This window comes from Betaproteobacteria bacterium (assembly GCA_016709965.1).
Lineage (GTDB): Bacteria > Pseudomonadota > Gammaproteobacteria > Burkholderiales > Rhodocyclaceae > Azonexus > Azonexus amarohabitans.
Window position 1 is genome coordinate 14,519 of sequence record JADJLT010000006.1, and the last position, 26,531, is coordinate 41,049.

At 58.4% G+C, this 26,531-nt stretch carries 19 protein-coding genes and 1 CRISPR repeat array (1 of these 20 cut by a window edge); of the genes, 9 read left to right on the plus strand and 10 right to left on the minus strand.

The window, feature by feature from the left end; genetic code table 11:
• Positions 1–122: a CRISPR direct-repeat array (repeat unit 36 nt; unit sequence GTTGTAGCTCCCTCTCTCACCCCGGAAGGCTACAAT); it begins 850 nt to the left of the window's first position.
• A gap of 243 nt (positions 123–365) precedes the next feature.
• From cas2 to purT, 4 genes are all read right to left on the minus strand, one after another.
• Positions 366–674 (minus strand): CRISPR-associated endonuclease Cas2, encoded by a 309-nt coding sequence (gene cas2, locus IPJ12_14625; GenBank protein MBK7648341.1) that lies wholly within the window; start codon positions 672–674, stop codon positions 366–368.
• Between the two features lie 27 nt (positions 675–701).
• Positions 702–1,586, minus strand: a complete 885-nt coding sequence (gene cas1, locus IPJ12_14630; GenBank protein MBK7648342.1) for a type II CRISPR-associated endonuclease Cas1 — start codon at positions 1,584–1,586, stop codon at positions 702–704.
• Between the two features lie 4 nt (positions 1,587–1,590).
• Positions 1,591–4,962, minus strand: a complete 3,372-nt coding sequence (cas9, locus tag IPJ12_14635) for a type II CRISPR RNA-guided endonuclease Cas9 (protein ID MBK7648343.1) — start codon at positions 4,960–4,962, stop codon at positions 1,591–1,593.
• 191 nt (positions 4,963–5,153) lie between these two features.
• On the minus strand, positions 5,154–6,353 hold the full coding sequence (gene purT / locus IPJ12_14640) for a formate-dependent phosphoribosylglycinamide formyltransferase (GenBank protein ID MBK7648344.1): 1,200 nt from the start codon (positions 6,351–6,353) through the stop codon (positions 5,154–5,156).
• A 78-nt stretch (positions 6,354–6,431) separates the two neighbouring features.
• On the opposite strand from purT, the gene IPJ12_14645 reads away from it, so the two are divergent.
• Positions 6,432–8,099, plus strand: coding sequence for a glycosyltransferase family 39 protein (locus tag IPJ12_14645; GenBank protein MBK7648345.1), 1,668 nt, complete (start codon positions 6,432–6,434; stop codon positions 8,097–8,099).
• Positions 8,096–8,938: a phosphatase PAP2 family protein gene (locus IPJ12_14650; GenBank protein MBK7648346.1), complete on the plus strand. Its 843-nt coding sequence runs from the start codon at positions 8,096–8,098 to the stop codon at positions 8,936–8,938. Before IPJ12_14645 ends, IPJ12_14650 begins: the two co-directional genes overlap by 4 nt.
• Before the next feature lie 723 nt (positions 8,939–9,661).
• Here the strand turns inward: IPJ12_14650 and IPJ12_14655 are convergent.
• Both IPJ12_14655 and IPJ12_14660 read right to left on the minus strand, forming a co-directional pair.
• Positions 9,662–10,237: a hypothetical protein gene (locus tag IPJ12_14655; GenBank protein MBK7648347.1), complete on the minus strand. Its 576-nt coding sequence runs from the start codon at positions 10,235–10,237 to the stop codon at positions 9,662–9,664.
• A 14-nt stretch (positions 10,238–10,251) separates the two neighbouring features.
• The gene (locus IPJ12_14660) at positions 10,252–11,070 is read right to left on the minus strand and encodes a PEP-CTERM sorting domain-containing protein (protein ID MBK7648348.1); all 819 of its coding nucleotides are present in this window, start codon (positions 11,068–11,070) and stop codon (positions 10,252–10,254) included.
• Between the two features lie 244 nt (positions 11,071–11,314).
• Here IPJ12_14660 and IPJ12_14665 point away from each other — a divergent pair, with 244 nt between their 5' ends.
• A complete protein-coding gene (locus IPJ12_14665; GenBank protein ID MBK7648349.1) occupies positions 11,315–12,115 on the plus strand; it encodes a UDP-2,3-diacylglucosamine diphosphatase in 801 nt (266 codons plus the stop codon).
• A 1-nt stretch (position 12,116) separates the two neighbouring features.
• Positions 12,117–13,298, plus strand: coding sequence for a glycosyltransferase (locus tag IPJ12_14670; protein ID MBK7648350.1), 1,182 nt, complete (start codon positions 12,117–12,119; stop codon positions 13,296–13,298).
• 203 nt (positions 13,299–13,501) lie between these two features.
• On the opposite strand, the gene IPJ12_14675 is transcribed toward IPJ12_14670, so the two are convergent.
• A complete protein-coding gene (locus IPJ12_14675; protein MBK7648351.1) occupies positions 13,502–13,876 on the minus strand; it encodes a cyclic nucleotide-binding domain-containing protein in 375 nt (124 codons plus the stop codon).
• A gap of 91 nt (positions 13,877–13,967) precedes the next feature.
• A complete protein-coding gene (locus IPJ12_14680) occupies positions 13,968–14,651 on the minus strand; it encodes a hypothetical protein (GenBank protein MBK7648352.1) in 684 nt (227 codons plus the stop codon).
• Between the two features lie 107 nt (positions 14,652–14,758).
• On the opposite strand from IPJ12_14680, the gene IPJ12_14685 reads away from it, so the two are divergent.
• Both IPJ12_14685 and IPJ12_14690 read left to right on the plus strand, forming a co-directional pair.
• A complete protein-coding gene (locus tag IPJ12_14685) occupies positions 14,759–15,175 on the plus strand; it encodes a diacylglycerol kinase (protein MBK7648353.1) in 417 nt (138 codons plus the stop codon).
• Positions 15,175–16,305: a glycosyltransferase family 1 protein gene (locus IPJ12_14690; GenBank protein MBK7648354.1), complete on the plus strand. Its 1,131-nt coding sequence runs from the start codon at positions 15,175–15,177 to the stop codon at positions 16,303–16,305. Before IPJ12_14685 ends, IPJ12_14690 begins: the two co-directional genes overlap by 1 nt.
• A 282-nt stretch (positions 16,306–16,587) precedes the next feature.
• Here the strand turns inward: IPJ12_14690 and gloA are convergent, their stop codons facing one another.
• Entirely contained in the window at positions 16,588–16,971 is a 384-nt protein-coding gene (gloA, locus tag IPJ12_14695) for a lactoylglutathione lyase (protein MBK7648355.1), read from the minus strand.
• Positions 16,972–17,435: 464 nt separating this feature from the next.
• Between gloA and IPJ12_14700 the strand changes: the two genes are divergently transcribed.
• Together IPJ12_14700 and IPJ12_14705 are read left to right on the plus strand one after the other, a co-directional pair.
• The gene (locus IPJ12_14700; GenBank protein MBK7648356.1) at positions 17,436–20,237 is read left to right on the plus strand and encodes a carboxypeptidase regulatory-like domain-containing protein; all 2,802 of its coding nucleotides are present in this window, start codon (positions 17,436–17,438) and stop codon (positions 20,235–20,237) included.
• Entirely contained in the window at positions 20,144–20,359 is a 216-nt protein-coding gene (locus IPJ12_14705; protein MBK7648357.1) for a hypothetical protein, read from the plus strand. Before IPJ12_14700 ends, IPJ12_14705 begins: the two co-directional genes overlap by 94 nt.
• Here IPJ12_14705 and IPJ12_14710 read toward each other — a convergent pair.
• Positions 20,296–20,535: a hypothetical protein gene (locus tag IPJ12_14710; GenBank protein MBK7648358.1), complete on the minus strand. Its 240-nt coding sequence runs from the start codon at positions 20,533–20,535 to the stop codon at positions 20,296–20,298. The genes IPJ12_14705 and IPJ12_14710 overlap by 64 nt on opposite strands.
• Between IPJ12_14710 and IPJ12_14715 the strand changes: the two genes are divergently transcribed.
• Entirely contained in the window at positions 20,530–26,490 is a 5,961-nt protein-coding gene (locus IPJ12_14715; protein MBK7648359.1) for a carboxypeptidase regulatory-like domain-containing protein, read from the plus strand. The genes IPJ12_14710 and IPJ12_14715 overlap by 6 nt on opposite strands.
• Positions 26,491–26,531: the final 41 nt, after the last annotated feature.

Here is a 26,531-nt window from a genome sequence, read left to right on the forward strand (position 1 = left end):
ACACCCGTCGCCGCCGGTACGTTGTAGCTCCCTCTCTCACCCCGGAAGGCTACAATAGAAAGCCGCCGACGAAGCCGACCGCTGCTGTTGTAGCTCCCTCTCTCACCCCGGAAGGCTACAATCCAGGCGAGACTGGCCGACTGCGAGTTGTAGCCCTCCGGAAGGCTACAAGCGCGCCCGGTTGAGCTCCCGAAGTTGTAGCTCCCTCTCTCACCCCGGAAGGCTACAATCCCTAGTTGAGTGTCGGCTGACCAGCATTGATGTTGTTGTAGCTCCCTCTCTCACCCCGGAAGGCTACAATCCTGACTGACTCCAAATTCCCGCCCGGCATAGCTGGGCGGGAATTTTTTTGACGAAAATCTGCGTCAGAACAGCAGCATTTGATTTGCCGGCACCTTTTTTTCCTGAAAAAGCGGCATGCCGACCAGTAGCTTGATGCCGGCAAATTGTTTTTCAGTGACGGTCATGCAGCGAATTGAGCCAGCAGGAGGAAGGCTGTCGACAAGACGTTTCAAGTGCTTTTCATGGTCGTCATTGCCATTCAGTAGTCGGGCGTAGACCGACCACTGAATCATGTCGTAGCCATCGTTGAGCAGGAAGCGCCGAAACTGGACGTAGGCACGTTTCTCGGCCTTGGTGACCATGGGTAAATCGAAGAAGACGATGAGTCGCATGAAGCGTCGGGTCTCCTGTCCCATTCCTCAGCATTCCAGCCTGTGCGCTTGCAAGCCGATCAAGGTAGGAAGTTCCAGCTCGCTGTCGCCCTGCTCAAACAGGCGTGCAAGGCTTTCGACCGCGTATTCGATGGCGGACAGCGCAGACATCTTGCCTTGCGGCATACCGACGTCCACATTGAGCAATGCAACCAAAGCGGCCTTGTCTTGCGAGGACAAATCGCCTTCCGTCATGGCAGGGTGCTTGGCGACGTGCAGGTCGACCAAAGGTCGGAAGGGTTCAATCAAATCGTCAGCAAGATTGAATGCGTTTTGTTCGCTGGCGTGGAACAGCCCGATGGGTGGGTGCATGCCATGGGCGACCAGTCCTCGGGCAATGGCGCCGCGCAGCACGGCGTAGCCGTAATCGAGCGCCGCATTGGCCCAGCGTTCTTCGGCACGGTAAAACCCTTGGCCGAACAGTTGCGTGAAATAGAAGGCTGCGGCTTGCCCCTCAAGGTTTTCCTGATCGCCGGAGCGCACGCGGCGGGCATACGAATCCATACGCTCAACGCCATTTTTGGCGCAAAAACGGAGAACGGCCGTCTGGTTTTCAATTTTGCGCCGGACGATATTGGCCCATGCCTGCTTGGCCAACGGGCGGGTAATGTCCATTTGCTTGCGCATCAGGCGAGTCGTGCGAGAGTGTGCGAGAAAGGGGAGAAAGACACCATTGGGTTGATGGTTGTCGCCCGTGGCGTAAAGGCCGATACCGTAGTCGGCGCAGGCAGAGAGTACCGGATGGGTAAGCTGGATTTCGCGGTGGTTGAGGACAATGATGGCAATGTCCTCGAAGGGAACGAAGGCTGTTTGTTCCTGCTCGATAGCAAGGGAGAAATGTTCCCTGCGCAGTTTGGCTGGCCGGGAAATCATCACGCTACGCCAGCCCACGACGTTTCTCCGGTAGAGCGGGGTAGATGTTGCCGAGAACGTCGACGTGGAGTTTTTCGATAGAGAAAGCTGTTTTAACCCCAATTCGCATTAGCCCATCCTTGCCGACATTGGCGCTGCGGTCATGCGCCCACAATCCGATAGCGCCCGTTGCGCGGTCGCTACCTGCGTAATAACCCTGATAACACTCGCTTTTCAGTTTTACCTGAACCAAGTCATTTGGATACAGCGAAAAACACCAGTCAAAGCTTTCATTGATCAGCGTCCATTCCTCTTCGTCCTTGAACGCCACAATTGCCCGATTCGGCAGCCCTGTTACCCGGTGATGCACGTAAACCGGCACCAGATGGAACTTGCCGGCCTTGGTAAAGACATCCACCCGCAACATGGTGTCGTTCTTGGCGATGCCGCCGCGCACAGGAATGCCGGACAGTTTGTCGATAAGCTTGGTCACGGTGCGAACAATGGGGCCGGTCGGGTTGCCTTCCTTGTCCGGTTTGCGCAGTGGATTTGTTGCCGGGAAGGCTTTGTCACCCTTGCCTCCGTGGTCTTTAAGGCGCTTTCGGATAGCCGCATAGAGTTTTTTGTTCCGGTTTTCATCCACCAGCTTGCATGGATTTCGCTCGTCATCTTCTTCTCCCAAATCGCTCAGGCTGAGATTTGCGAGTACGACTTTCTGCGTGACGCTGCCGTTTTTCTTCAATCTTTCCGGTTGACCGTAGATAGTGTCCTTGTGTGCGGCACCACCGTTACGGCGTTGCGGTGCGCGGGAAACGAACAGCGGTTTCAGCGCAGCGAGTTCTTCCGCCGAGTAACTGCCCAAACGCGCCATTTCCTCGCGTAGCAGTTCTGGTGAGTCAATTTTCAAGCGTGCTTCCAGTTCATGCCGGAAGTAGGGCCACGGGTCAGGGAAGTGTTCGCGCAGTTGCTGATGCATGGCCGGATTGATGATTTCACCGGTTTCGATATCGACGAAGCCATCGCGCACCTGCTCCAGTTCGCGGGTGCGTGAATAGTTGGACAGGCGCTGAACCATGCTGTGGCTGCATGCCGCGACGACGGCGGCGTCCAGGGCATGATGGCGGTCGCTGTCGGAACGCACCTTGAGCAAGCCCCAGCGCGCACGCAGGAAATTGGTGAGTTGGCCGCTGAGAACAACGCAGCGCTTGGTTTCGCTGCCTTCGGCAAGTTTGAGGTGATGCTCAACGTAGTTCTTGAAAAATTTGCAGATGTAGCGCGTATCGTTCAGATTGCGTGCGCGGAATTCCTCGGCTTCCTTAGCGCTGAAATCCTTGCGCAGCAGGCGAGTGCGCTTGGCCAGCCGATAGGCTTTGTTGGCTTCGACGAAGGCAACGTAGCGTTGCCAGCGTTCGCTGTTCTCGACGCCGCCCAGGTATTCGTAGGGAGTGCGGTTGCCCTTGTCCCGGTTTTCGCGGGTCAGTACCAGAACCTTGTTGTTTTTGCTGTCGTCGAAACTGCGGGAATAGGGCAGCGCATGGTCGATTTCCGTCGATCCGTCGAGGAAAATTTCGGCGACATTGCCCGAGGCTGCAAGTGGGTTTTGCGAGTAAGCGCACTGGCCGTTCTGTTCCCGGTACAGGCGCCATTTCTCGAATTCCAGACCTTTGGGCGAATGGCCGAAAAGTTCGATGAATTGTTCCCGGTCGCGCTGATTTCTGCTTTGGTATTCGTCCTGATCCTTCTTGATTTTGTTGCGCTCGTCAAATGGTCTGGACAGGTCTCGCGCCATTTCAATATGAACCGCTGTCGGCGAGCCATAGCGGCGGATGATGGCATTGACCACCTTGCGCGCCTGGTTCAGCGAACGCAGCACGACGGGGTTGCGTGGAATGTCGGCATCCTCGGCGAAGATCATTCGGCCGTCCTTGTCGCGCCCGTCGTAGAGCGGCGGCAGATACTTGTGTTCGCCTTCGCCAACCTTGTGCAACTGGCTGTGGTGATAGCCAGCCTCTACGCAGGCTTCGTCGTAGCGCAGGCCTTTTTCCATATGCGGCACGATGGCGCTCAAGGCCTTGAGCGACAGGGCGTGGAACTTGTCGAAACGGATGTTGAGCAGGGCTTCGGTCAGCGCTTCCGGGTTGGGCAGGGGCAGCTTGGCGAGTTCGGCGCGGACTTCGTCATCGTCTTTATAAACGCTGAGCACCCATGCGATTTGGTCGAAAATTTCCGGTTGACCGCAGAGCGCCGTTCCCGAAATCTTTTCCCATTCGTCGGTGAGGCCGGCCTTGGTGAGTGTTTGCCGCAATTCATGCCAAGCCGGGATTTTGACCAGCGTGGCCGATTCCGGGTCTTTGGCCTTGCCTTCGGCTTTTTGCGCCTCGGTTGGGTAGGCGAGCCCGATGAATTTGAAACTGCCGGCTTCCAGCAGCCCGGCTTGGGTGAGCGCTGCGCCAAGCTGTTTGTAGGTCAGGTCGCCAGCTTGCCGGTAAGGTAAAGGCAGGGCGAGCGAGCGTTCCTGTTCTGTGAGTTGGCGGGTGATGCCGTCGGTGACAATACGAAGATTGTTTAGACGCGTCAGCCAGACATGGCGTTCGGCGGTAAAGCTGGCTTTGGGAGCGCGGTATTCTGTTTTTTCAAACGTGCAGGTGCCGAGCATCTTGAGCAGATCAGCGCCAGCCAAAGCTGGTTTTTGCTGCCAGAACAAACCGCTCTTTTTATCGCCATTGCCGAGGATGGCGGTTTCCAGAGAAACCGGCGCATGCGGATTGCCGTATTCACGTTGATTGGCAAAAAGCAGTGCCAGTTCCTTGGCGAGCAGTTCCCGCGACAGTGCTTTGGTGTATTCGCCTTGCTTGTTGCGCTGGGCATTCGGAAACTCAGCCAGAACCATTTCGGCCGCGCTGCGATAACCCTTTTCGTCCATCAGCTTGGCCGTTCCGGCCAAACCTTGCTTTACCTTGCCGCCTTCGCTCTTGCTGTCGCCTTCAGCCTGCTTGGCTTCGGCACGGCTGATCCAGTGAAAACCACGATGCTTGCACAGGTGATAAATGACCCGTTCCCACTCTTCATGGTTTAGGCGACGGTTGAGTCCTTCGACGCGCAATTGCCAGAGCGAGGTTGAGAATGTCTGTTCGGGTTTGAACAGTTTCGCATCGGCGATCAGACCTTCGCTTTTCAGCAGGCGAGCCAGTTTTTTCAGGCGCCATGCCCGGCGGAACAGGCGGCGCCGCATCAGGCGAGCACTACGCCGGGCAAGATTCAGGGATTCACCTTCCTTGGCGGTTTCGGCTTTGTCAAAAGCTCGAACGCCCAAGTCCAGGATGTGAGTCTCGCCGAAAGCGCACCAGCCAACCGAGGCGATGCCGATGTCCAACCCGATGGTATATGTCGCACTCATGATTTGCGGTTTGTTATTCAAAGTGCGTAGAATAACGCCATGTAGCTTTCCGGGGTGAGAGCCGTTGCTGCAATAAGGTGTCACCTTCGGGTGACGACCGAATCCGGCCCGGCAGGGAAACCTGCCGGGCTTTCTTATTTATGACCTATTTTTGCCGTTGACCGTAGCAACGGTCTTGGCGGCTCCCTGGCTCAGCCCTTGATCGGGCGCACCTTGCTGGCGGCGAGTTTGGCCCGTTCGCGGGCCTGGTCGGTGTTGTCGCCGTTGGCCACGGCGACGCCCATGCGACGTTTTTTGAAGGATTCCGGCTTGCCGAACAGGCGCAGGTCGCTGCGTGGCACGGCCAGGGCATCGGCTACGCCCTTGAAGGCAATGCCGGTGGCTTCCATGCCGCCGTAGATGACGGCCGAGGCGCCCGGTTCGCTCAGGGCGGTGTCGACCGGCAGGCCAAGGATGGCGCGGGCGTGCAGTTCGAATTCGGAGAAGCGCTGCGAACACAATGTCACCAGACCGGTGTCGTGCGGGCGCGGGCTGACTTCGGAGAACCACACCATGTCGCCCTTGACGAAGAGCTCGACGCCAAACAGGCCACGGCCACCCAGATTGGCGGTAACAGCAGCGGCGATTTCCTGCGAGCGCTTGAGCGCAGCCGGCGTCATTGCCTGCGGCTGCCATGATTCGACGTAGTCGCCGGAGACTTGCACGTGGCCGATCGGCTCGCAGAAGTGGGTGACGACTTCGCCGCTGGCGTCGCGGGCACGGACGGTGAGCAGGGTGATTTCGTAATCGAAGTCGATGAAGCCTTCAACGATGACGCGGCCCTGATTGACCCGGCCGCCGCTCGCCGCGTAATCCCATGCTTTTTGCACGTCGTCCGCGCCGCGCAGCAGCGACTGGCCCTTCCCGGAAGATGACATGGTGGGCTTGACGATGCACGGGTAGCCGATGCAAGCGTCGATGGCAGCCTGCAATTCTTCGAGCGAGTCGGCAAATTGGTACTGCGAAGTGGGCAGGCTGAGTTCTTCGGCAGCGAGGCGGCGGATGCCTTCGCGGTTCATGGTCAGCTTGGCGGCGCGGGCGGTGGGGATGACTTCGGCCAGCCCGGCGGCTTCGATTTCGACCAGCATGTCGGTGGCGATGGCCTCGATTTCCGGCACGATCAGCTGCGGTTTTTCCAGCTCAACCAGTTGGCGCAGGGCGGCGCCATCGGTCATTGAAATGACGTGGGCGCGATGGGCGACCTGATGGCCGGGGGCGTTTTCATAGCGGTCGACCGCAATCACTTCAACCCCCAGACGTTGCAGCGCGATGATGACTTCCTTGCCGAGTTCGCCGGCACCGAGCAGCATGACGCGGGTGGCGGACGGGGAGAGCGGGGTGCCGATTTGCATGGAATATCCTTGAGTGGGGAGATTTGAATTTCGGCCATTTTTTCCGGTTGACCGTGGCAGCGTCAAGCTGGAAGTTTAGTGGCGCCGGGCGAGGGCGGCGCGCTGCTTTATAATGCCGAGATGCATTCCCGCCCTATCCAGTCCATTGAGCGCTTTCTGCTGTCGCCATTCAGCCTGTTGCTGGCGTTGCTCATTGCCTTCTTCCTGAACGCCTACAGCCTGCCGTTGACCGACGTGGACGAGGGCGCGTTCTCGGAAGCGACGCGCGAAATGATGGCGCGCGGCAACCTGATCTCGCCAACGCTCAACGATGCGCCGCGCCACGATAAACCCATCCTGATCTACTGGGCGCAGGCTGCTTCGGTCAGTGTGCTGGGAGTCAGTGAAATCGGCTTTCGCTTGCCGTCGATCATTTTTTCCGTGCTCTGGATGCTGGCGCTCTATCGCTTTTGCCACCGCCACGGCAACCAGATGACGGCGCAGGTGGCGGCACTGGTCATGGCCCTGACGCTGGTCGTTGGCATTGTGGCCAAGGCAGCGATTGCCGACGCGCTGCTCAATCTGTTGATCGCGCTGGCCATGTTCGGCATCTACGATTTCTTTTGCGCCTGCCGTGAGGGCAAGGGGCCGGCAGAGACACGCCGCCTGTTGTTTGGAATTTACGCAGCCCTCGGCCTGGGTTTTTTGGCCAAGGGTCCGGTGGCGGTATTCTTCCCGCTGGTGATCAGCGGCTTGTTCTTCGCCTCGGCCGGCGCCTGGCGCCACTGGCTGAAAGCAATCTTCTTCTGGCCGGGTTGGCTGCTTTTCCTGGTCATCGTCGTGCCCTGGCATGTGCTGGTTTATCTCGACCAGGGTGATGCCTTCTTCCGCGGTTTCTATCTCAAGCACAACATCAATCGTTATGCCGATACCTTCGAGGGGCATGGTGGGCGCTGGTGGTACTACTTCGCGGTGCTGCCCCTGATCATGCTGCCGTTCACCGGCTGGCTGTTTGCCATTGTCGGCAAGCTGGCCAGCGCCTTGCGTCAAAGCGCCAGCGAGGCGCTGTTCGAGCGCTTCCTGATCATCTGGTTCGTCGTTGTATTTGCGTTTTTCTCGACGTCGGGCACTCAGTTGCCGCATTACCTGCTCTACGGCTGCACCCCGGTTTTCATTTTGCTCGCTCGCCACCGGCTCGATTTCGAGCGGCGCTGGCTGGCCTTCGTGCCGATCATTCTCTTCGCGCTGTTGCTGGCGGTGTTGCCGGAAGTGCTGGTGTTTGCCACCAGCAAGGTGACACGACCTTTCGAATTGGCGCTTTTATCCGGGTTGACCGCGGCATTCGCCGATGAGGCACGCTGGCTGCTGCCTTTGCTCGCTATCGCAGTCATCGGGCTGGCATTCTGGCGCCGTTTGCCGGTCTGGCAAGGTTTGGTGCTGGCCGGCATGCTGCAGGCGCTGACAGTGGCATTTATCATCGCGCCGCGAGTCATTGGCGTCACCCAGGGGCCGGTGCGCGAAGCGGCGATGGTGGCCAAACAGAGCGGCGAGCCGGTGGTGGCCTGGCGCATTATCATGCCGAGTTTCAGCGTCTATCGTCATGCCGCGACGCCAACCCGCGTGCCCGAACTCGGCCAGCTCGTCTTCACCCGTACTGACCGTAAACCCGAAGTGCAGGCGCTGTTGCCACCCGGTCTGGTGCTGCGCGACGTTTATCAACGCAGCTTCGTCACGCTGGCTCGCGTCGAGCGCGAGGAAAAGCGGTGAACGACCGGGGCTTGCATGACCGTAATCCGGTTTTCGATGCCTCCATCCTCGCCATGTGCCTGCTGTTTGCCCTGGCGCTGGGCGCCTTGGCGCTGGGCGGGGACTGGTATGCCGGCTTTGTCCCGGCGCAGGCGGCCAGCAGTGTGCTGCCCGGCTGGTTATGGGAGTCGCTGACCACCCTCGGCGATGGCCGCGTCCAGCTGGCCCTGATGCTCCCCTTCTGCCTGCGTTATCCGCGCGTATTCTGGGCGCTGGTGGTCGGCGCGCTGCTGGCCGGGATGATGAGCCGCGGCCTCAAGGTCTGGTTCGAGTTGCCGCGCCCGGCGGCGGTGCTGGCGGCCAGCCAGATCACCATCCTCGGCGCTCGCATGACTTCGCTTAGCTTTCCATCCGGGCATACCGTGTCGGCCTTTTCATTCGTCGTCGCCTGGCTGGCCTTGCTCGGCTGGTGGCGGGCGCTGCCCATCGTGACGCTGGCAGCCTTGGCCGGATTTTCGCGGATCGCAGTCGGCGCGCACTGGCCGGTCGACGTACTGGCCGGCGCCTTGATCGGACTCGTTGGCGGCTGGGCCGGCTTGCGCCTGAGCCGTCATTTTCGATGGGGGCTGGGCATCGGCCCTCACTGGGCATTGGTGAGCATCGCCGTCATCGCCGTCGCGACCTTGCCTTTTGACGGCCAAGGCTACCCTGATACCCAACCGTGGCGCATCGTGGCCTGTGCCTGGGGCCTCGGCGGCTTCGCGCTGCGCTATCTGCTGCCCTTGCTGCGGGGCGGATGGCAGGCCGCAAGTCGGCCGTTGGCCGGAATTGCTGCCGAACATCACTCAACCGAACCTTAAGTAATCCCAGATCTGCTTGGTCTAACGGCAGGCCAGTGCTGTTAAGGCATTTGTCATGAGGTTCAATTCGGCTAATGCTGTTAAAAAAACAAAACGGGTTTTCCAACAGCATCGCTCAGGAGGCTCTCTAAAGAATCGGCTCCTTGGCGAACATTGCCTCTGTACGATAACACCACTGGTTTAGCTTGACTGCTACGGGGCGCGCTGCCTCCTTGTGTTGCTATCGAAGCTTCAAGTGTGACGACATTGCAATTATGAACAACCGTGATGAGGTTCACCAGAGCGCCATCAAGACTTGTCGAGAAGAAGCAAAGTTTCGGGAGAAAGAAATTACTTTCCGCTCAAGGACGAATATGCGCCGTCGGACATTGCGAAATTGTGGAGTTACTTGAGTTTGCTCATATTCAATCCTACGCAGGAGACTCAAGTTTTAGAATCGCCAATGGACAATTTCTGCGTGTAGACAGGCTGAGGTGCATGAGTTCGGGAATTCAATCGGAAACGTCTCCGGAAAGCCATGGCCGAGAAAGGAAAATTGCTACGCCACGGCATATCGCTTGAAGCTGACAGCGAGCAGCCACAACCTGAGGCTCGGGTTCCTTCGTCAATTTTTCAGATCAAAAAAAACGCGGCTTTGATCAGCGTCGTTTTCAGCCTTTTTTCCGGTCGACCGTAGCAATCGCCCTGCGCCCGCCTCAAGCGAATCAAGTGCTCGTTTGGCCCTTAATCAGCTACCAACAGAGAGCCGTCAGCCAGCTTCAGGGTCAGTTTGCGCCCGCTGGAGGCCAGCAGGATACTGCTGCCATCCGCCGACAAGGCTGGTGTAGCACTAAGCCAGATGCCCAGGCGGGCGTGCTCTGTTACGGTCCGCCGCGCAACGCCGAGGATGGAGATCACTGCGTCGATTGAATAGCTGGCTCGCTGCTGACCATTAATGTCCAACAAAATCAATGCGTGCGGTGACGGTGAATTGATCCAGCTATCGATCATTAGCACCATGCCCTGGTCGGTAACCAGTACATGGCGTGGCCCCTGAGTTTGCGGCAGGACTTGCCGCCAGCAGGGGGTTGCAGGGGACTTCTGGTCACGTAGTTCGCCGGTAGCGCTGCGGGTTTTCCAATGGTCAGCGGTGCTGATTTCCAGCCGGAAGCGTCCCGACGGTGAATCGAAAACACGGTGTTCTGGCGGCAGCGAAATGCGGTCAGCCATGTGGGCTGGCTGCTCGGCTCGCCCGGTGGCCGGCAGGGCAAGAGCAAGCAAGCTGCCAGCGACCAGGCGATTGAACTGGCGACGAGACAATGATTTTCCCTGGCTCAGGCCTGCTGGGTCGCTTGGCGACGACGACGCATTGCGCCGACGACAACCAGGCCGACGCTGAACATCAAGGCCGAGGTAGGCTCAGGGACCGGACTAATCGATGTCAGCAGCGTGCTGTTGCGGGCAAAGTCGATGTGAGTCTGTGGCAAATAGTCATACCCCAGTCCGCTGGGGGCAATGTCACTCATAGTAACTGGCACATTGCGCTCGGTGCCGCTTGCCATTAAAGAGTTGATGTTGGTTGAATGGCCCTCGTCGCCGGTGATGCCATAGTCAGCAAAAGTTTCCGGGATCAAGCCCAGGTTGTGACCAAGTTCGTGGGCCAAGGTGTCGACACGACCGGTACAGCCAAGGGCTCCGTCGCAGGTGAATTCGGAGATGGCCTTCATCGACATAATCAGGCCGCCATAGCCGCTGTAGCCGACGCCATAGGCACCGCCATAATCGTTGATCAGGAACATGGCGACGCTGGTCGTATTGGTGCCGGCCGTGCCAGTACCGAATACCGAATCATAGAGATTGTCAAAAGTGTGACCAGGTGTGTTGTCGTCGACGTTATAGAAGGTATCGCTCATCAATTGCTGTTTGAACGAGAAGGTGACGCTGATTCCCGCCTGTGCCCAGATTTTATTGGTCTCGGCAGCGTAGTAGTCATTGCCGGCCGGCCCTGTGCTGGCACACTCGGTGCCAGTACCGTTGCACAGTTGGTAAACGGCGATGTCGATAGTCTTGTCGATGGTCACTGCCTCGGCCCAGACCGGTGACAGTAGTAGTGCAGCTGCTATCCCCGGGAAGATAAATTTATTGGATGTCATTTTTTGCTTCACTGTTGATAAGTAGGTAATGACATTAGCACACAACAAATAAATATTCCCCTGAATTTTATTTAAATTTTTTTTTAAATAAAATCATTGATTTACAAAAGATGATCATGATTTGGTGCGCGCTAAATGTGGGGGATGGGGTTCCCCGGCTTTTCGCTTTGAAGCCACAATTTTTGCAATGAAAGCGTAACGCGGCCGTAATCTTCTGGTCACTGGCCGGCAGTATCGTGCGGTCATGTCCAAGGTCAGATCTGTCTTTTTATCCGATATCCACCTTGGCACGCGGGCGTGCCAGGCGGATCGACTCCTCGATTTTCTGCGTGAGCATCCGGCCGAAAACACTTTTCTGATCGGCGATATCGTCGATTTCTGGGCGATGAGTCGCAGCATTGCCTGGACGCCAGCGCAGAACACGGTGGTCCAGAAGTTGTTGCGGCGGGCGCGGCATGGTGACCGAGTGGTGTTCATTCCCGGCAACCACGACGAAGTGCTGCGTGATTACTGCGGTATTGTTTTTGGCGAGGTCGAGGTGATCAACGAGCTGGTTCATGATACCGCCGACGGCCGGCGTTTCCTGCTCATTCATGGCGACCAGTTCGATCAGGTGACGCGTCACCATCGCTGGGTCGCCGTGCTCGGCGACAAGGCGTACGAATTGCTGGTGCGCATCAACCTGCTGCTGTCCTGGGGGCGGCGCAAGCTGGGAATTTCTGGTTACTGGTCGCTCGCTGGCTATGCCAAGCGCAAGGTGAAAACGGCCCTCAGTTTCATTTTTGATTTCGAAGAGTCAGCCGTCCACCACGCCAGAGAGCGCGGGCTGGACGGTGTGATTTGCGGCCATATTCATTGGGCGCAGATCCGCGAGATCGATGGCCTGACTTACGTGAATTGCGGCGACTGGGTCGATTCATGTACCGCCATCGTCGAGCATTTCGATGGGCGTCTGGAGCTGGTCGCCTGGGGCGATCAGGCGCCGGTCCCCTTGCTGGCTGCGCCAGCACCCGCCTTGGAGGCGACTGAAACAATGGAGGTGTGAGATGCGTGTCATGATGGTTTCCGATGTTTATTTTCCGCGCGTCAATGGCGTTTCCACCTCAATCGAGACCTTCCGTCGTACGCTCTCGGCGCACGGGGTCGAGGTCACGCTGGTCGTGCCACGCTATGGTGATGAGCCCGATGAAGCGGGCATTGTCCGCGTGGCCGGTCGGCCGGTGCCTGGCGATCGCGAGGACAGGCTGGTTGGCTGGCGAGCTATGCATCACGCCGCGCTGGAGGTTGCGCGGGAGTGCGATCTGGTCCACATCCAGACGCCGTTCATTGCACACTATGCCGGTCTGAAGGCGGCGCGCACGCTGGGCCTGCCTGTGGTGGCGACGTATCACACCTTGTTCGAGGAATACTTGCAGCACTACGCCAAATTGATTCCGGCCAGCTGGTTGCGCGGTCAGGCTCGTGGCTTCTCGCGCCGGCAGTGCAATGCGCTGGATGCGGTGGTCGTGCCATCGACCGCGATGCGCGAGCGTCTGGATTCGTATGGCGTGACGTCACCGCTGCATGTGCTGCCAACGGGTATTCCGATGGTCCAGTTCGCCGGTGGCGATGGCGCACGGTTTCGCCGGCAGTTCGGCATTGCCGAAGCACGGCCGATGGCGCTTTTTGTAGGGCGTGTCGCCCATGAAAAAAATATCGGCTTCCTGCTCGAAGCGCTGGTGCATGCGCTGAAAGCGCGGCCCGATACTTTGCTGGTGATCGCCGGCGAAGGCCCGGCGATGGCGGATTTGAAAGCACAGACGGTGGCGCTCGGCGTCGAGGCATCGGTGCAATTCATTGGCTATCTCGATCGCAAGCAGGCCTTGCCGGACTGCTATGCCGCGGCTGATGTCTTTGTCTTTGCTTCGCGTACCGAGACGCAGGGCTTGGTCCTGCTGGAGGCGATGGCAGCCGGTGTGCCGGTCATTGCGCTTTCGGAAATGGGGACGACGGATATTCTGGCACCTGGGCGGGGTGCGTTTTCGCCACCTGCCAACCAGCAAGCCTTTGGTGAGATGCTGGGACATTTTCTGGCTCAGCCCGAAGTGTGGCGCCATTTGAAGGACGAGGCACCCATCTACGCCCGGGAATGGAGCGATGTGGCCATGGCCGAGCGGCTGGCGCGGCTTTATCGCCAATTGGCAGATTTGAAAATTGGCCAAAAATTGCCGTTGACCGCAGCCGCGTGATAAAAAGCGGACATGAACGAATCCACCGAGCCATGCTGCAGTCGTTGCCACTATTTTAGGGCTGTCGATGCCACGAGTGGTCTGTGTCACCGCTATCCGCCGGTTTTTTCCGGCGACAGCTCACCGCGTGAATCACATCACTGGCGCCATCCGAGCGTCGGTTCGCACGGCTGGTGCGGTGAGTTCTGGATCAGGCCGGTTGATCAGACGTCGTCGAGTGGCGTGACCATCTGATTCGTCCGGCGCAGGCGTTCGGCCATGACGCGCATGACTTGAATGGCGAAAAAAGGCGTCTGCTGAACGAGAAACTGGAAGCGCTTTTCGTCGACCTCCACGAATTCGCAATCGGTACTGGCGACCACGCTGGCTGAACGTGGCCCGGGCAGCACAATGCTGATTTCACCGACAATGCTGCCGTGCTGCAATTTTTCGACGACCCGGTTGCCGACGAAAACGTCGGCGTTACCCGTGGCCAGCACATACATCATGCGACCCTCGTCTCCTTCCTGGAACAGCGCGACGCCAGCCTTGATCTTGATAATGGTCGGATTGTGAGAAAACAGTTCGAAGAAAACCATGCTTGAAGCTTTCAGGGGAGATAGCTTCGCGTTTTATCACGGCCGGCTGTCTGGGTTTATGTCAAAGATGTGACAGGTATCTGGCGGCAGCTTAAAAAAAACTGGGTGAAATCAGGCGCAGGCCGACGGAGAACCAATGCTGATCGCTGATGGCGCCGAATTGGCTGCCGTAGGTGGTGTCGATCTGCATCCGATTCGGAATAATCCAGTGGCGAATGCCGACCTGGAAAAAAGGGTGGCCTTTGTCCTGACCGTAGCTCTCGGCGATCAGCCAGGTCTGCTCGGTGAGCTGTGTTTCGCTGCCGAGACCCCAAGTCAGACGATTTTCCTGATTTTCCCGTTCTCGAGTGTAGCCGAGGTTGGTGTGGAGGACCACTCGGTCGTCAATCAGCGAAAAACTGACGGGCACGTAGAAATAGGGGTTACCGCTATGTGCGCTGCCGGGTTGCGTCGCGTAGCCGACCGCAAGGCCGACGCCATAGCCATTGGTTTCCAGCGGCGTGAACAGGGTCTTCAACTGGATGACCGCGGCCCCGCTTTCCGAACGGTTGCCGTCGTAGGCGAGGGCGCCGCCAAGCGTGAGTTCGAGGTTGCCGCCCGGATTGCAGGCAGGTAAGGCCCAGAACTCGTGCTGGTTGCCATGAATGTGCACCCAGGACTCCACCTGGCAGGCGCCCGCATCAGTCAGCCGGGCGTCGTCGGTAATCATCGGGCGAGCGGCGTGAGCGCTGGATGCGCCGACGAGCAGCATGAGGGGCACTGAAAGCAGTCGCATGGGCAAATTCTCGAAAGCGTAGTGGCGGATTGTGACATCCAGATGACTGTTGCTGTCATCAAAACTTAGCGAAGCCTGATTAACGTGGGTGCTTTCGTGGAGATCTCATGCAGGAACCTTCGCCAAATGAACTGGGCCTCGATCCGGCCAATGAATCGCCCTTCAAGGGCAAGACCGGTCTGCGCCGCGTCTGGAATGCGCTCAATTACTCGCTGGCCGGCCTGAAGGCGGCCTATCTTTGCGAGGACGCATTTCGCCAGGAGGTACTGCTTGCACTGCTGCTGATTCCGGCGACTTTCCTGCTGCCGGTGCCCTGGCTGGGGCGCGGTGTGATGATCGCCAGCGTGCTGCTGGTGCTGATCGTCGAGCTTCTCAATTCAGCCATCGAAGCGGTGGTCGACCGCGTCAGCCTGGAAAATCATCGACTGGCCAAGCGCGCCAAGGATATCGGCAGTGCAGCCGTGCTTATTTCGCTAGTTCAAGTGATTGTCGTCTGGACCTGCGTTCTGCTGGGAATTGCCTGATGTCGTTGTCCATTGCCTTCGTCACCGAAACCTTTCCGCCGGAGGTCAATGGCGTGGCGATGACGGTAGGCCGCCTGGTTGGTGGCTTGCGTGCGCGCGGCCACCAGGTCAGCGTGGTCCGGCCGCGACAGGGCAGGGGCGATGCTGGCAGCGAGCACGAACTGGCCTTGCCCGGCCTTCCGCTACCCGGTTATCCAGGCCTCAAATTCGGGTTGCCGGCCGGTCGACGCCTGGTGCGTCAGTGGCGTCAGCAGCGGCCGGATATCGTTCATGTGGTGACGGAGGGCCCGCTCGGCTGGTCGGCGGTGAGTGTTGCCCGAAAAATGGGCATCCCGGTCACTTCGGGCTTTCATACCAATTTTGATCGCTACAGTGTTCACTACGGGCTGGGCTGGATGCGTCCGGCTGTGGCTGCCTACCTCAGAACCTTGCATCGACGAACGTTGGCGACCATGGTGCCGACGGCGGCACTGGCCGCCGAGCTGGCTGGCGAAGGCTTGACCGGGGTGCGTGTGGTGGGGCGGGGCGTCGATACCGATCTCTATAATCCGACTCGATGCAGCAATCGGCTGCGAGAAATTTGGGGGGTCGAAGGGGAGGGGCCGGTCTGTCTTTACGTGGGCCGCATTGCAGCGGAGAAGAATCTGGCGCTGGTGCGGAAGACGTTTGCGGCCATTCAGGTCTGGCACCCCGGAGCAAAGATGGTCTGGGTGGGTGACGGGCCATCGGCCAAGCAACTGGCTATAGATCATCCGGATCACTATTTTGCGGGCATGCGAATCGGCGACGATCTGGCTGCTCATTACGCCAGTGCTGATCTTTTCCTGTTCCCCAGTTTGACCGAGACCTACGGCAATGTCGTTGCCGAGGCGATGGCCAGCGGCCTGCCCGTGATGGCCTACCGCAGCGCAGCCGCCGCAGAACTGATCGTGCAGCAGCAAAACGGCATGGTCGCATCGCCGGGTGACGAGCGAGGCTATATCGAGGGGGCCTTGTGGCTGCTTGAAGAGTCGGCCCGCCTCAGCGATATGGCGCTGGCGGCACGACAGACCATGTTGCCGCGCAGTTGGAGAGGGGTGGTGGAAACGTTTGAAAAGGTGGCACGCGAGGCGATCGGCAACCAGGTCTGAGCAAGACGTGTCTGATCGCTTCAGTAGCAACGCATTCAATCGTGGATAGAAGATTTCAGATTTGGACGAAAATTGCGGTTGACCGCGGCATTCGTGCGAGCAGCGTAATTCCCTTGCCGGCACAGATCCTCAAGCCAAACCTCAGCAGTCCGTGTCGAACATATTGTCCGCCTAGTCCCTTCAGGCGGCCATCGGCGGCTGCACTGACATTTCCCCGTTCGGCAATTTATCGCCTAGGTGCCGCAGTCAATGTGGGCGCAGGGAGGATGGCTTTGATATCAGTCAGGCGCGTTGAATCAACTCAATCTTGTAGCCATCCGGGTCTTCAACAAAGGCAATGATCGTCTTGCCATGTTTCATCGGGCCGGCTTCACGGACCACCTTGCCACCCCGCTTGTTGATTTCGGCACAGGCGGCAGCCGCGTCAGGAACGGCTAGCGCGACGTGGCCATAGCCATTGCCTAGCTCGTAGCTTGGCGTATCCCAGTTGTGCGTCAGCTCTAGGACGGCTTCCTTGTCTTCGTCGCCGTAACCGACAAAGGCCAGCGTGAAGCGGCCCTCCGTGTAATCCTGCCGGCGCAGCAATTGCATGCCAAGGATTTCCGTATAAAAGGCAATTGAACGGTCGAGATTTCCGACGCGAATCATGGTGTGAAGAATACGCATGTGTGGTCCTTTGGTCAGGGTTTCGGGAAATGGGCTAGTTTCTAATCCGGTGTACAAAGCGCTGAGCAACTCGGCCGGGATCAAAAATTATTTGAATAAGTGATTGGGGGCAGTGATCTTGGGAGCATAGCTTCAAGATTGCCGGCGCGACGCATTTTATCTGTTTGCTATCGCCCTAAAGACGAAAATGATCGTTTTGTTGATTTGCCCAAAAAATCCATATTTAATAATGACGATCGAATTTTTGTGTCGGGTTTTTTTACATCTTCATAATTGCTGCCTTTGCCCGTGACTGCGATGGAATAGGTAATAGCGAGCTAAGTGTCTGAGCAATGGATGGATTACAAATCTTTACGTGAATTTGGTGCTTTCTGGATCAAAGCTTGCCTCCTTTTAGCAATTCCTTGGAATTATTGCGCCTTTTCCTGAGGTGCAAGACATCAAACCAATAATGGAGGCTTTTCATGGCAGTCTCGAACTATTCGACCAGCGTCACTATTTGTGAAGACACAAGCAAGAACTTTGAGCTTCTTGATCTTCTCCTTCAGGCCGATCCCTCCTACGCCGCAACTGACCCATCGAGTCGCCGGGTGTATGTGTACGATGGCACCAAATATGTCGAGACGACCACCGGGTTTTTCACCGCGCTGGATAAAGATACCTTCACGGTGGATGTGAGCCAATTACCTAATTTCAATGGGCTGTTAAAGGTTCGTGTCTATGGTACCGATGGTACGGGCGCGGCTTACTTCCTTGATATTGATGTCAACGTTACCCCGGTAAATGATGCGCCGTCCGGCGCGGACGAAAGCCTGTCGCTGGCAAATGGCGACACCTACCTGTTTGGTCTTGCTGATTTTGGTTTCACCGACCCGGTTGAGGGCGATGCGATGAAATCAGTCATTGTTTCGTCGCTTCCTGCCAGCGGCCTGCTGACATTGGGTGGCGTTCCGGTTATTGCTGGGCAAGAGATTCTTGCTGCGGATATCGTTGCAGGCAAGCTGGCTTATGTCGCGCCATTGAATTCCGGTGGCGTCATTGGATTTGATTTTCAGGTACGTGATACCGGTGGCACCGATGGTTGCGGTGGTAACGATCTCGATCTGACGCCCAATACAATTACTTTTCATGTGCCTCTCCCGGAAATTCCCAATGCCACGCTGGGTGACCGTGTGTGGCTGGACACCAACGCGAACGGTGTTCAGGACGCAGGCGAGCTGGGTCTGGCCGGTGTCAAGGTTGAACTCAAGGACAACAACGGTGTTGTAGTCCAGAGCATGACCACGGACGCCAACGGCAACTACGGCTTCACCGTCGCCCCGGGCACCTACAGCGTATCCGTCGTTGCCCCCGCCGGCTACGTCGTCACCGGTCAGGACCTCGGCGGCGTAGAAGCCACCGACAGCGACATCAACGCGGCCGGTCAAAGCGCCCCGGTCACCCTGGCCGCTGGCCAGAACAACCCCGACGTTGACGCCGGTCTCTACCAGCTCGCCCAACTTGGCGACCGCGTCTGGTACGACACCAACGGCAACGGCCAACAAGACAACGGCGAAGCCGGTGTGCAAGGCGTCAAGGTCACCCTGCTTGATGCCAACGGCGTCGCCGTCGGCAGCCCGCTGACCACCGACAGCAACGGCAACTACCTCTTCACCAACCTCAAGCCGGGCACCTACAGCGTCCAGTTCGACAAAGCCACGCTACCGGCCGGCTACAGCTTCACCACCAAAGACAGCGGCGCAGACGCCACGGACTCCGACGCCAACCCGGCGGATGGCAAGACCATCCAGACCGTGCTGGACTCCGGCGAATCCGACAAAACCTGGGATGCCGGCATTGTCGCCAACCCGGGCACCATCACCGGCACCGTGCGTGAAGACCTGGACAACAACGACAGCGGCGATAGCCCGATTGGTGGCGTCACCGTCACCCTCAAGGATGCTAATGGCAACATTGTTGGCACGGCCATCACCGACGCCAACGGCAACTACGCCTTCAACAACCTGCCGGCAGGCACCTACACCGTTGTTGAAACCAACAAACCGGGCTACCTCGACGTCAGCGACATCGACGGCGGCAACCCGAACAGCATTGCGGTCACCCTCAATCCGGGCCAGACCAGTGCTGGTAATGACTTTGTCGACGAACGCACCGCCACGCTGGGTGACCGTGTGTGGCTGGACACCAACGCGAACGGTGTTCAGGACGCAGGCGAGCTGGGTCTGGCCGGTGTCAAGGTTGAACTCAAGGACAACAACGGTGTTGTAGTCCAGAGCATGACCACGGACGCCAACGGCAACTACGGCTTCACCGTCGCCCCGGGCACCTACAGCGTATCCGTCGTTGCCCCCGCCGGCTACGTCGTCACCGGTCAGGACCTCGGCGGCGTAGAAGCCACCGACAGCGACATCAACGCGGCCGGTCAAAGCGCCCCGGTCACCCTGGCCGCTGGCCAGAACAACCCCGACGTTGACGCCGGTCTCTACCAGCTCGCCCAACTTGGCGACCGCGTCTGGTACGACACCAACGGCAACGGCCAACAAGACAACGGCGAAGCCGGTGTGCAAGGCGTCAAGGTCACCCTGCTTGATGCCAACGGCGTCGCCGTCGGCAGCCCGCTGACCACCGACAGCAACGGCAACTACCTCTTCACCAACCTCAAGCCGGGCACCTACAGCGTCCAGTTCGACAAAGCCACGCTACCGGCCGGCTACAGCTTCACCACCAAAGACAGCGGCGCAGACGCCACGGACTCCGACGCCAACCCGGCGGATGGCAAGACCATCCAGACCGTGCTGGACTCCGGCGAATCCGACAAAACCTGGGATGCCGGCATTGTCGCCAACCCGGGCACCATCACCGGCACCGTGCGTGAAGACCTGGACAACAACGACAGCGGCGATAGCCCGATTGGTGGCGTCACCGTCACCCTCAAGGATGCTAATGGCAACATTGTTGGCACGGCCATCACCGACGCCAACGGCAACTACGCCTTCAACAACCTGCCGGCAGGCACCTACACCGTTGTTGAAACCAACAAACCGGGCTACCTCGACGTCAGCGACATCGACGGCGGCAACCCGAACAGCATTGCGGTCACCCTCAATCCGGGCCAGACCAGTGCTGGTAATGACTTTGTCGACGAACGCACCGCCACGCTGGGTGACCGTGTGTGGCTGGACACCAACGCGAACGGTGTTCAGGACGCAGGCGAGCTGGGTCTGGCCGATGTCAGGTTGAACTCAAGGACAACAACGGTGTTGTAGTCCAGAGCATGACCACGGACGCCAACGGCAACTACGGCTTCACCGTCGCCCCGGGCACCTACAGCGTATCCGTCGTTGCCCCGCCGGCTACGTCGTCACCGGTCAGGACCTCGGCGGCGTAGAAGCCACCGACAGCGACATCAACGCGGCCGGTCAAAGCGCTCTGGTCACCCTGGCCGCTGGCCAGAACAACCCCGACGTTGACGCCGGTCTCTACCAGCTCGCCCAACTTGGCGACCGCGTCTGGTACGACACCAACGGCAACGGCCAACAAGACAACGGCGAAGCCGGTGTGCAAGGCGTCAAGGTCACCCTGCTTGATGCCAACGGCGTCGCCGTCGGCAGCCCGCTGACCACCGACAGCAACGGCAACTACCTCTTCACCAACCTCAAGCCGGGCACCTACAGCGTCCAGTTCGACAAAGCCACGCTACCGGCCGGCTACAGCTTCACCACCAAAGACAGCGGCGCAGACGCCACGGACTCCGACGCCAACCCGGCGGATGGCAAGACCATCCAGACCGTGCTGGACTCCGGCGAATCCGACAAAACCTGGGATGCCGGCATTGTCGCCAACCCGGGCACCATCACCGGCACCGTGCGTGAAGACCTGGACAACAACGACAGCGGCGATAGCCCGATTGGTGGCGTCACCGTCACCCTCAAGGATGCTAATGGCAACATTGTTGGCACGGCCATCACCGACGCCAACGGCAACTACGCCTTCAACAACCTGCCGGCAGGCACCTACACCGTTGTTGAAACCAACAAACCGGGCTACCTCGACGTCAGCGACATCGACGGCGGCAACCCGAACAGCATTGCGGTCACCCTCAATCCGGGCCAGACCAGTGCTGGTAATGACTTTGTCGACGAACGCACCGCCACGCTGGGTGACCGTGTGTGGCTGGACACCAACGCGAACGGTGTTCAGGACGCAGGCGAGCTGGGTCTGGCCGGTGTCAAGGTTGAACTCAAGGACAACAACGGTGTTGTAGTCCAGAGCATGACCACGGACGCCAACGGCAACTACGGCTTCACCGTCGCCCCGGGCACCTACAGCGTATCCGTCGTTGCCCCCGCCGGCTACGTCGTCACCGGTCAGGACCTCGGCGGCGTAGAAGCCACCGACAGCGACATCAACGCGGCCGGTCAAAGCGCCCTGGTCACCCTGGCCGCTGGCCAGAACAACCCCGACGTTGACGCCGGTCTCTACCAGCTCGCCCAACTTGGCGACCGCGTCTGGTACGACACCAACGGCAACGGCCAACAAGACAACGGCGAAGCCGGTGTGCAAGGCGTCAAGGTCACCCTGCTTGATGCCAACGGCGTCGCCGTCGGCAGCCCGCTGACCACCGACAGCAACGGCAACTACCTCTTCACCAACCTCAAGCCGGGCACCTACAGCGTCCAGTTCGACAAAGCCACGCTACCGGCCGGCTACAGCTTCACCACCAAAGACAGCGGCGCAGACGCCACGGACTCCGACGCCAACCCGGCGGATGGCAAGACCATCCAGACCGTGCTGGACTCCGGCGAATCCGACAAAACCTGGGATGCCGGCATTGTCGCCAACCCGGGCACCATCACCGGCACCGTGCGTGAAGACCTGGACAACAACGACAGCGGCGATAGCCCGATTGGTGGCGTCACCGTCACCCTCAAGGATGCTAATGGCAACATTGTTGGCACGGCCATCACCGACGCCAACGGCAACTACGCCTTCAACAACCTGCCGGCAGGCACCTACACCGTTGTTGAAACCAACAAACCGGGCTACCTCGACGTCAGCGACATCGACGGCGGCAACCCGAACAGCATTGCGGTCACCCTCAATCCGGGCCAGACCAGTGCTGGTAATGACTTTGTCGACGAACGCACCGCCACCCTGGGTGACCGCGTGTGGCTCGACAACAACGCGAACGGTGTTCAGGACGCAGGCGAGCTGGGTCTGGCCGGTGTCAAGGTTGAACTCAAGGACAACAACGGTGTTGTAGTCCAGAGCATGACCACGGACGCCAACGGCAACTACGGCTTCACCGTCGCCCCGGGCACCTACAGCGTATCCGTCGTTGCCCCCGCCGGCTACGTCGTCACCGGTCAGGACCTCGGCGGCGTAGAAGCCACCGACAGCGACATCAACGCGGCCGGTCAAAGCGCCCCGGTCACCCTGGCCGCTGGCCAGAACAACCCCGACGTTGACGCCGGTCTCTACCAGCTCGCCCAACTTGGCGACCGCGTCTGGTACGACACCAACGGCAACGGCCAACAAGACAACGGCGAAGCCGGTGTGCAAGGCGTCAAGGTCACCCTGCTTGATGCCAACGGCGTCGCCGTCGGCAGCCCGCTGACCACCGACAGCAACGGCAACTACCTCTTCACCAACCTCAAGCCGGGCACCTACAGCGTCCAGTTCGACAAAGCCACGCTACCGGCCGGCTACAGCTTCACCACCAAAGACAGCGGCGCAGACGCCACGGACTCCGACGCCAACCCGGCGGATGGCAAGACCATCCAGACCGTGCTGGACTCCGGCGAATCCGACAAAACCTGGGATGCCGGCATTGTCGCCAACCCGGGCACCATCACCGGCACCGTGCGTGAAGACCTGGACAACAACGACAGCGGCGATAGCCCGATTGGTGGCGTCACCGTCACCCTCAAGGATGCTAATGGCAACATTGTTGGCACGGCCATCACCGACGCCAACGGCAACTACGCCTTCAACAACCTGCCGGCAGGCACCTACACCGTTGTTGAAACCAACAAACCGGGCTACCTCGACGTCAGCGACATCGACGGCGGCAACCCGAACAGCATTGCGGTCACCCTCAATCCGGGCCAGACCAGTGCTGGTAATGACTTTGTCGACGAACGCACCGCCACGCTGGGTGACCGTGTGTGGCTGGACACCAACGCGAACGGTGTTCAGGACGCAGGCGAGCTGGGTCTGGCCGGTGTCAAGGTCAAGTTGCTCGACTCGAACGGCGCTACGGTCAACACCTTGACGACGGATGCGAGCGGCAACTACCTGTTCAATAACCTTTCGCCCGGGGATTATGCCGTCCAGGTGGTTGTGCCTGCTGGTTACCTGGTGAGCGGCAAGGATCTTGGTGGAAACGATGCCACTGACAGCGATATCGATCCGGCGACTGGCAAGACGATCCTGACGACCTTGTCTGCTGGCGAGAACGATCTTTCGTGGGATGCAGGTTTGTACAAAAGTGCTTCCATCGGCGATCGAGTCTGGTTGGATGCGAACAAGAACGGTATTCAGGATGCCGGTGAGTCCGGTATTGCTGGTGTCACCGTTAATTTGCTGAATGCTGCAGGAACTGTTGTTGCGACCTCTGCGACAGACGCCAACGGAAATTACTTGTTCCAAGGGCTGACACCCGGTAACTATGCGGTCCAGGTAGTTGCGCCTTCCGGCTACGTCATTACCGGCAAGGATCTTGGTGCCAATGATGCGACCGACAGTGATGTCGATAGCGTGACGGGCAAAACCATGGTGACCACGCTTGATTCCGGTGAGAACGATTTGAGCTGGGACGCAGGTCTCTATCAAAAGCCTGCTTCGATCGGTGATCGGGTCTGGCTCGATAAAAATGCCAACGGTGTTCAGGATGCTGGCGAAACAGGTATTGCGGGAGTTGCGGTCAAACTGCTCGACGCGACGGGGGCAGTGGTTGGGTCTGCCAACACAGATGCCAACGGCAATTATCTGTTCAGTAATCTGAATCCGGGTGACTACTCGGTACAGATCGTCGCGCCATCAGGTTACGTGATTACCGGCAAGGATCTTGGCGGAAACGATGCAACCGATAGCGACGTTGATCCGCTGACCGGCAAGACGATTGTTACGAACCTCTCTGCAGGTGAAAACGACCTGTCCTGGGATGCCGGTTTGTACAAATTGGCCTCAATTGGCGACAAGGTGTGGAGCGATTGCAATTCGAATGGTGTTCAAGATGCAAATGAGGCTGGTGTTGGCGGTGTCGTCGTCAAGCTGCTGAACGTAGCCGGTGCGGTACTGGCGTCGACCGTTACCGATGCCAATGGTAATTATCTGTTCAAGAACCTGATGCCTGGCGATTATGCAATTCAGGTTGTTGCTCCGAACGGTACTACCTTCGCCAACAAGGATCAGGGCGGCAATGACGCACTTGACTCCGACGTGGATACCGTTACGGGCAAGTCGGTACTGACCACCCTTGAGTCCGGTGAGAATGATCTTTCGTGGGATGCCGGCCTGCGTGGTGCCCGAGTTACTGCAACGTTTGACTTCAATGGAAATTCGGCGACGGATGGAACGGATGGCAACATTCGCAGTTACACCGCGAATGGTATTTCAGTAAATGCCAGCGCATTCAGCCGCGACAAGAGTACGGGTGCATGGGCCAGCGCATGGCTCGGCACCTACGCAGGCGGTTTGGGTGTAACCGATAGCAGTGAAGGAAATGGCTCGGCAAACAATGACCACACGCTTGATAACTATGGCCGGGACAATTACGTCCAGTTCGAGTTTTCGACATTGGTGACGGTCGACAAGGCCTATCTTGGCTACGTGATCGGCGATAGCGACATGAAAATCTGGATTGGTACGTCCAGTAATGCATTCACAAGTCACGTGACACTGAGTGATGCCGTCCTGACGAGTATGGGCTTTACCGAAGTCAATAGCACTACGCTGACCAGCGCACGTTGGGCTGATCTCAATGCCGGCAATATCGAAGGCAATATGCTGATTGTTTCGGCTGCTCCGGGTCAGTCGAATGATTATTTCAAGATTCAGAATCTTGTTGTATCTGCGACAACTTGTGTTTCTTCCGTGCCGACTACTGCAAGCATTGGCGACCGCGTATGGGAAGACTTGAACGCCAATGGCATTCAGGATGCCGGCGAAGCTGGAATTGCCGGAGTAACAGTCAAATTGCTGAGTGCTGCCGGTGCGGTGGTTGCCACCACGACGACCAATGCCAGTGGCAATTATCTGTTCAGCGACCTGACGCCGGGAGATTTCAAGGTTCAGGTCGTCAAGCCGACCGGCTACTATTATTCCAGCAAGGATATGGGCGGTAACGATGCCACAGACTCCGATGTCGATGCTACCGGGACCACCATCGTCACAACGTTGTCAGCCGGTGAGAACGATTTGAGCTGGGATGCTGGTTTGTACCGCAAGGCTAGTATTGGCGACAGAGTGTGGGAGGACGTCAACCACAACAATCTCCAGGACGCTGGTGAAGCCGGGATTGCCAATGTGTTGGTCAAATTGCAGGATGCGACTGGTGCTACGGTCGGTACGACCTACACCAATGCATCCGGCAACTATAGCTTCACCAATCTCGATCCGGGTAGCTACCGCGTGGTGTTTGACAAGAGTGCAACGATCTACAAGGGCATTGATATGTCCTACTGGTATTGGGGGCAGAAAGATGTTGGAGCTAACGACGCCATAGATTCAGACGCCTACAGTACGACAGATGTGGCCACGACAGCCTATACCACGCTTGTTTCCGGTGAGGCTGACATGACTTGGGATGCCGCCATTACTCCGATTGTTCTTGATCTCAACGGTGACGGCATTCAGACCATTGGGCGTGAAGCCTCAACGGGGCAGTTTGATTTGCTGGGAACCGGTAAGGGCATTAATAGCGGATGGATTTCTGCTGGCGATGCTTTCCTCGCGATCGATGCTAACCACAACGGCAGCATCGACAATTTGAGTGAGCTTTTCGGCGGTCTCAACAAGGGGCAGGGCTTTGCCAAGCTTGCCAGCTTCGATACCAATGGCGACGGGATGGTTGACGCCAAGGACGCCGGCTTTGCCGATCTGCTGGTCTGGCAGGATTTGAATGGCAATCACCAGAGTGATGCTGGCGAATTGCGCAGCCTTGCTGATGCGGGCGTGGTTAGCTTGAAGACTGATTTCGTTGAGCTGCCCGCGGTTGATGCTCAAGGCAACCTGCATCTGGAGCGCAGTGGCGCTGTGATGGCCGATGGCAGCACGGTGGATATGGCCGATGTCTACTTCAATATCTCAGTGGCCGATGCCGAGTCAGCGGGTGTTGTTTTGCCCAGTATCTCTGCCTTGCTGGGTGACGATACTTCACTTGATGCGCTGCTGGGCAAGAGCGTTGCACCTGTAGCTCTAGCGAATGATGTTTTGGCACCTGATTCGTCTGTCGCTACTTTGAATCAGATGGTAAGTCTTTACGATCAGCAGCAACACGATTTGATAGCAGCATAAGTCCGGTCTCCCGCCTTCGCCGGCGGGGGTATCCGAAACAG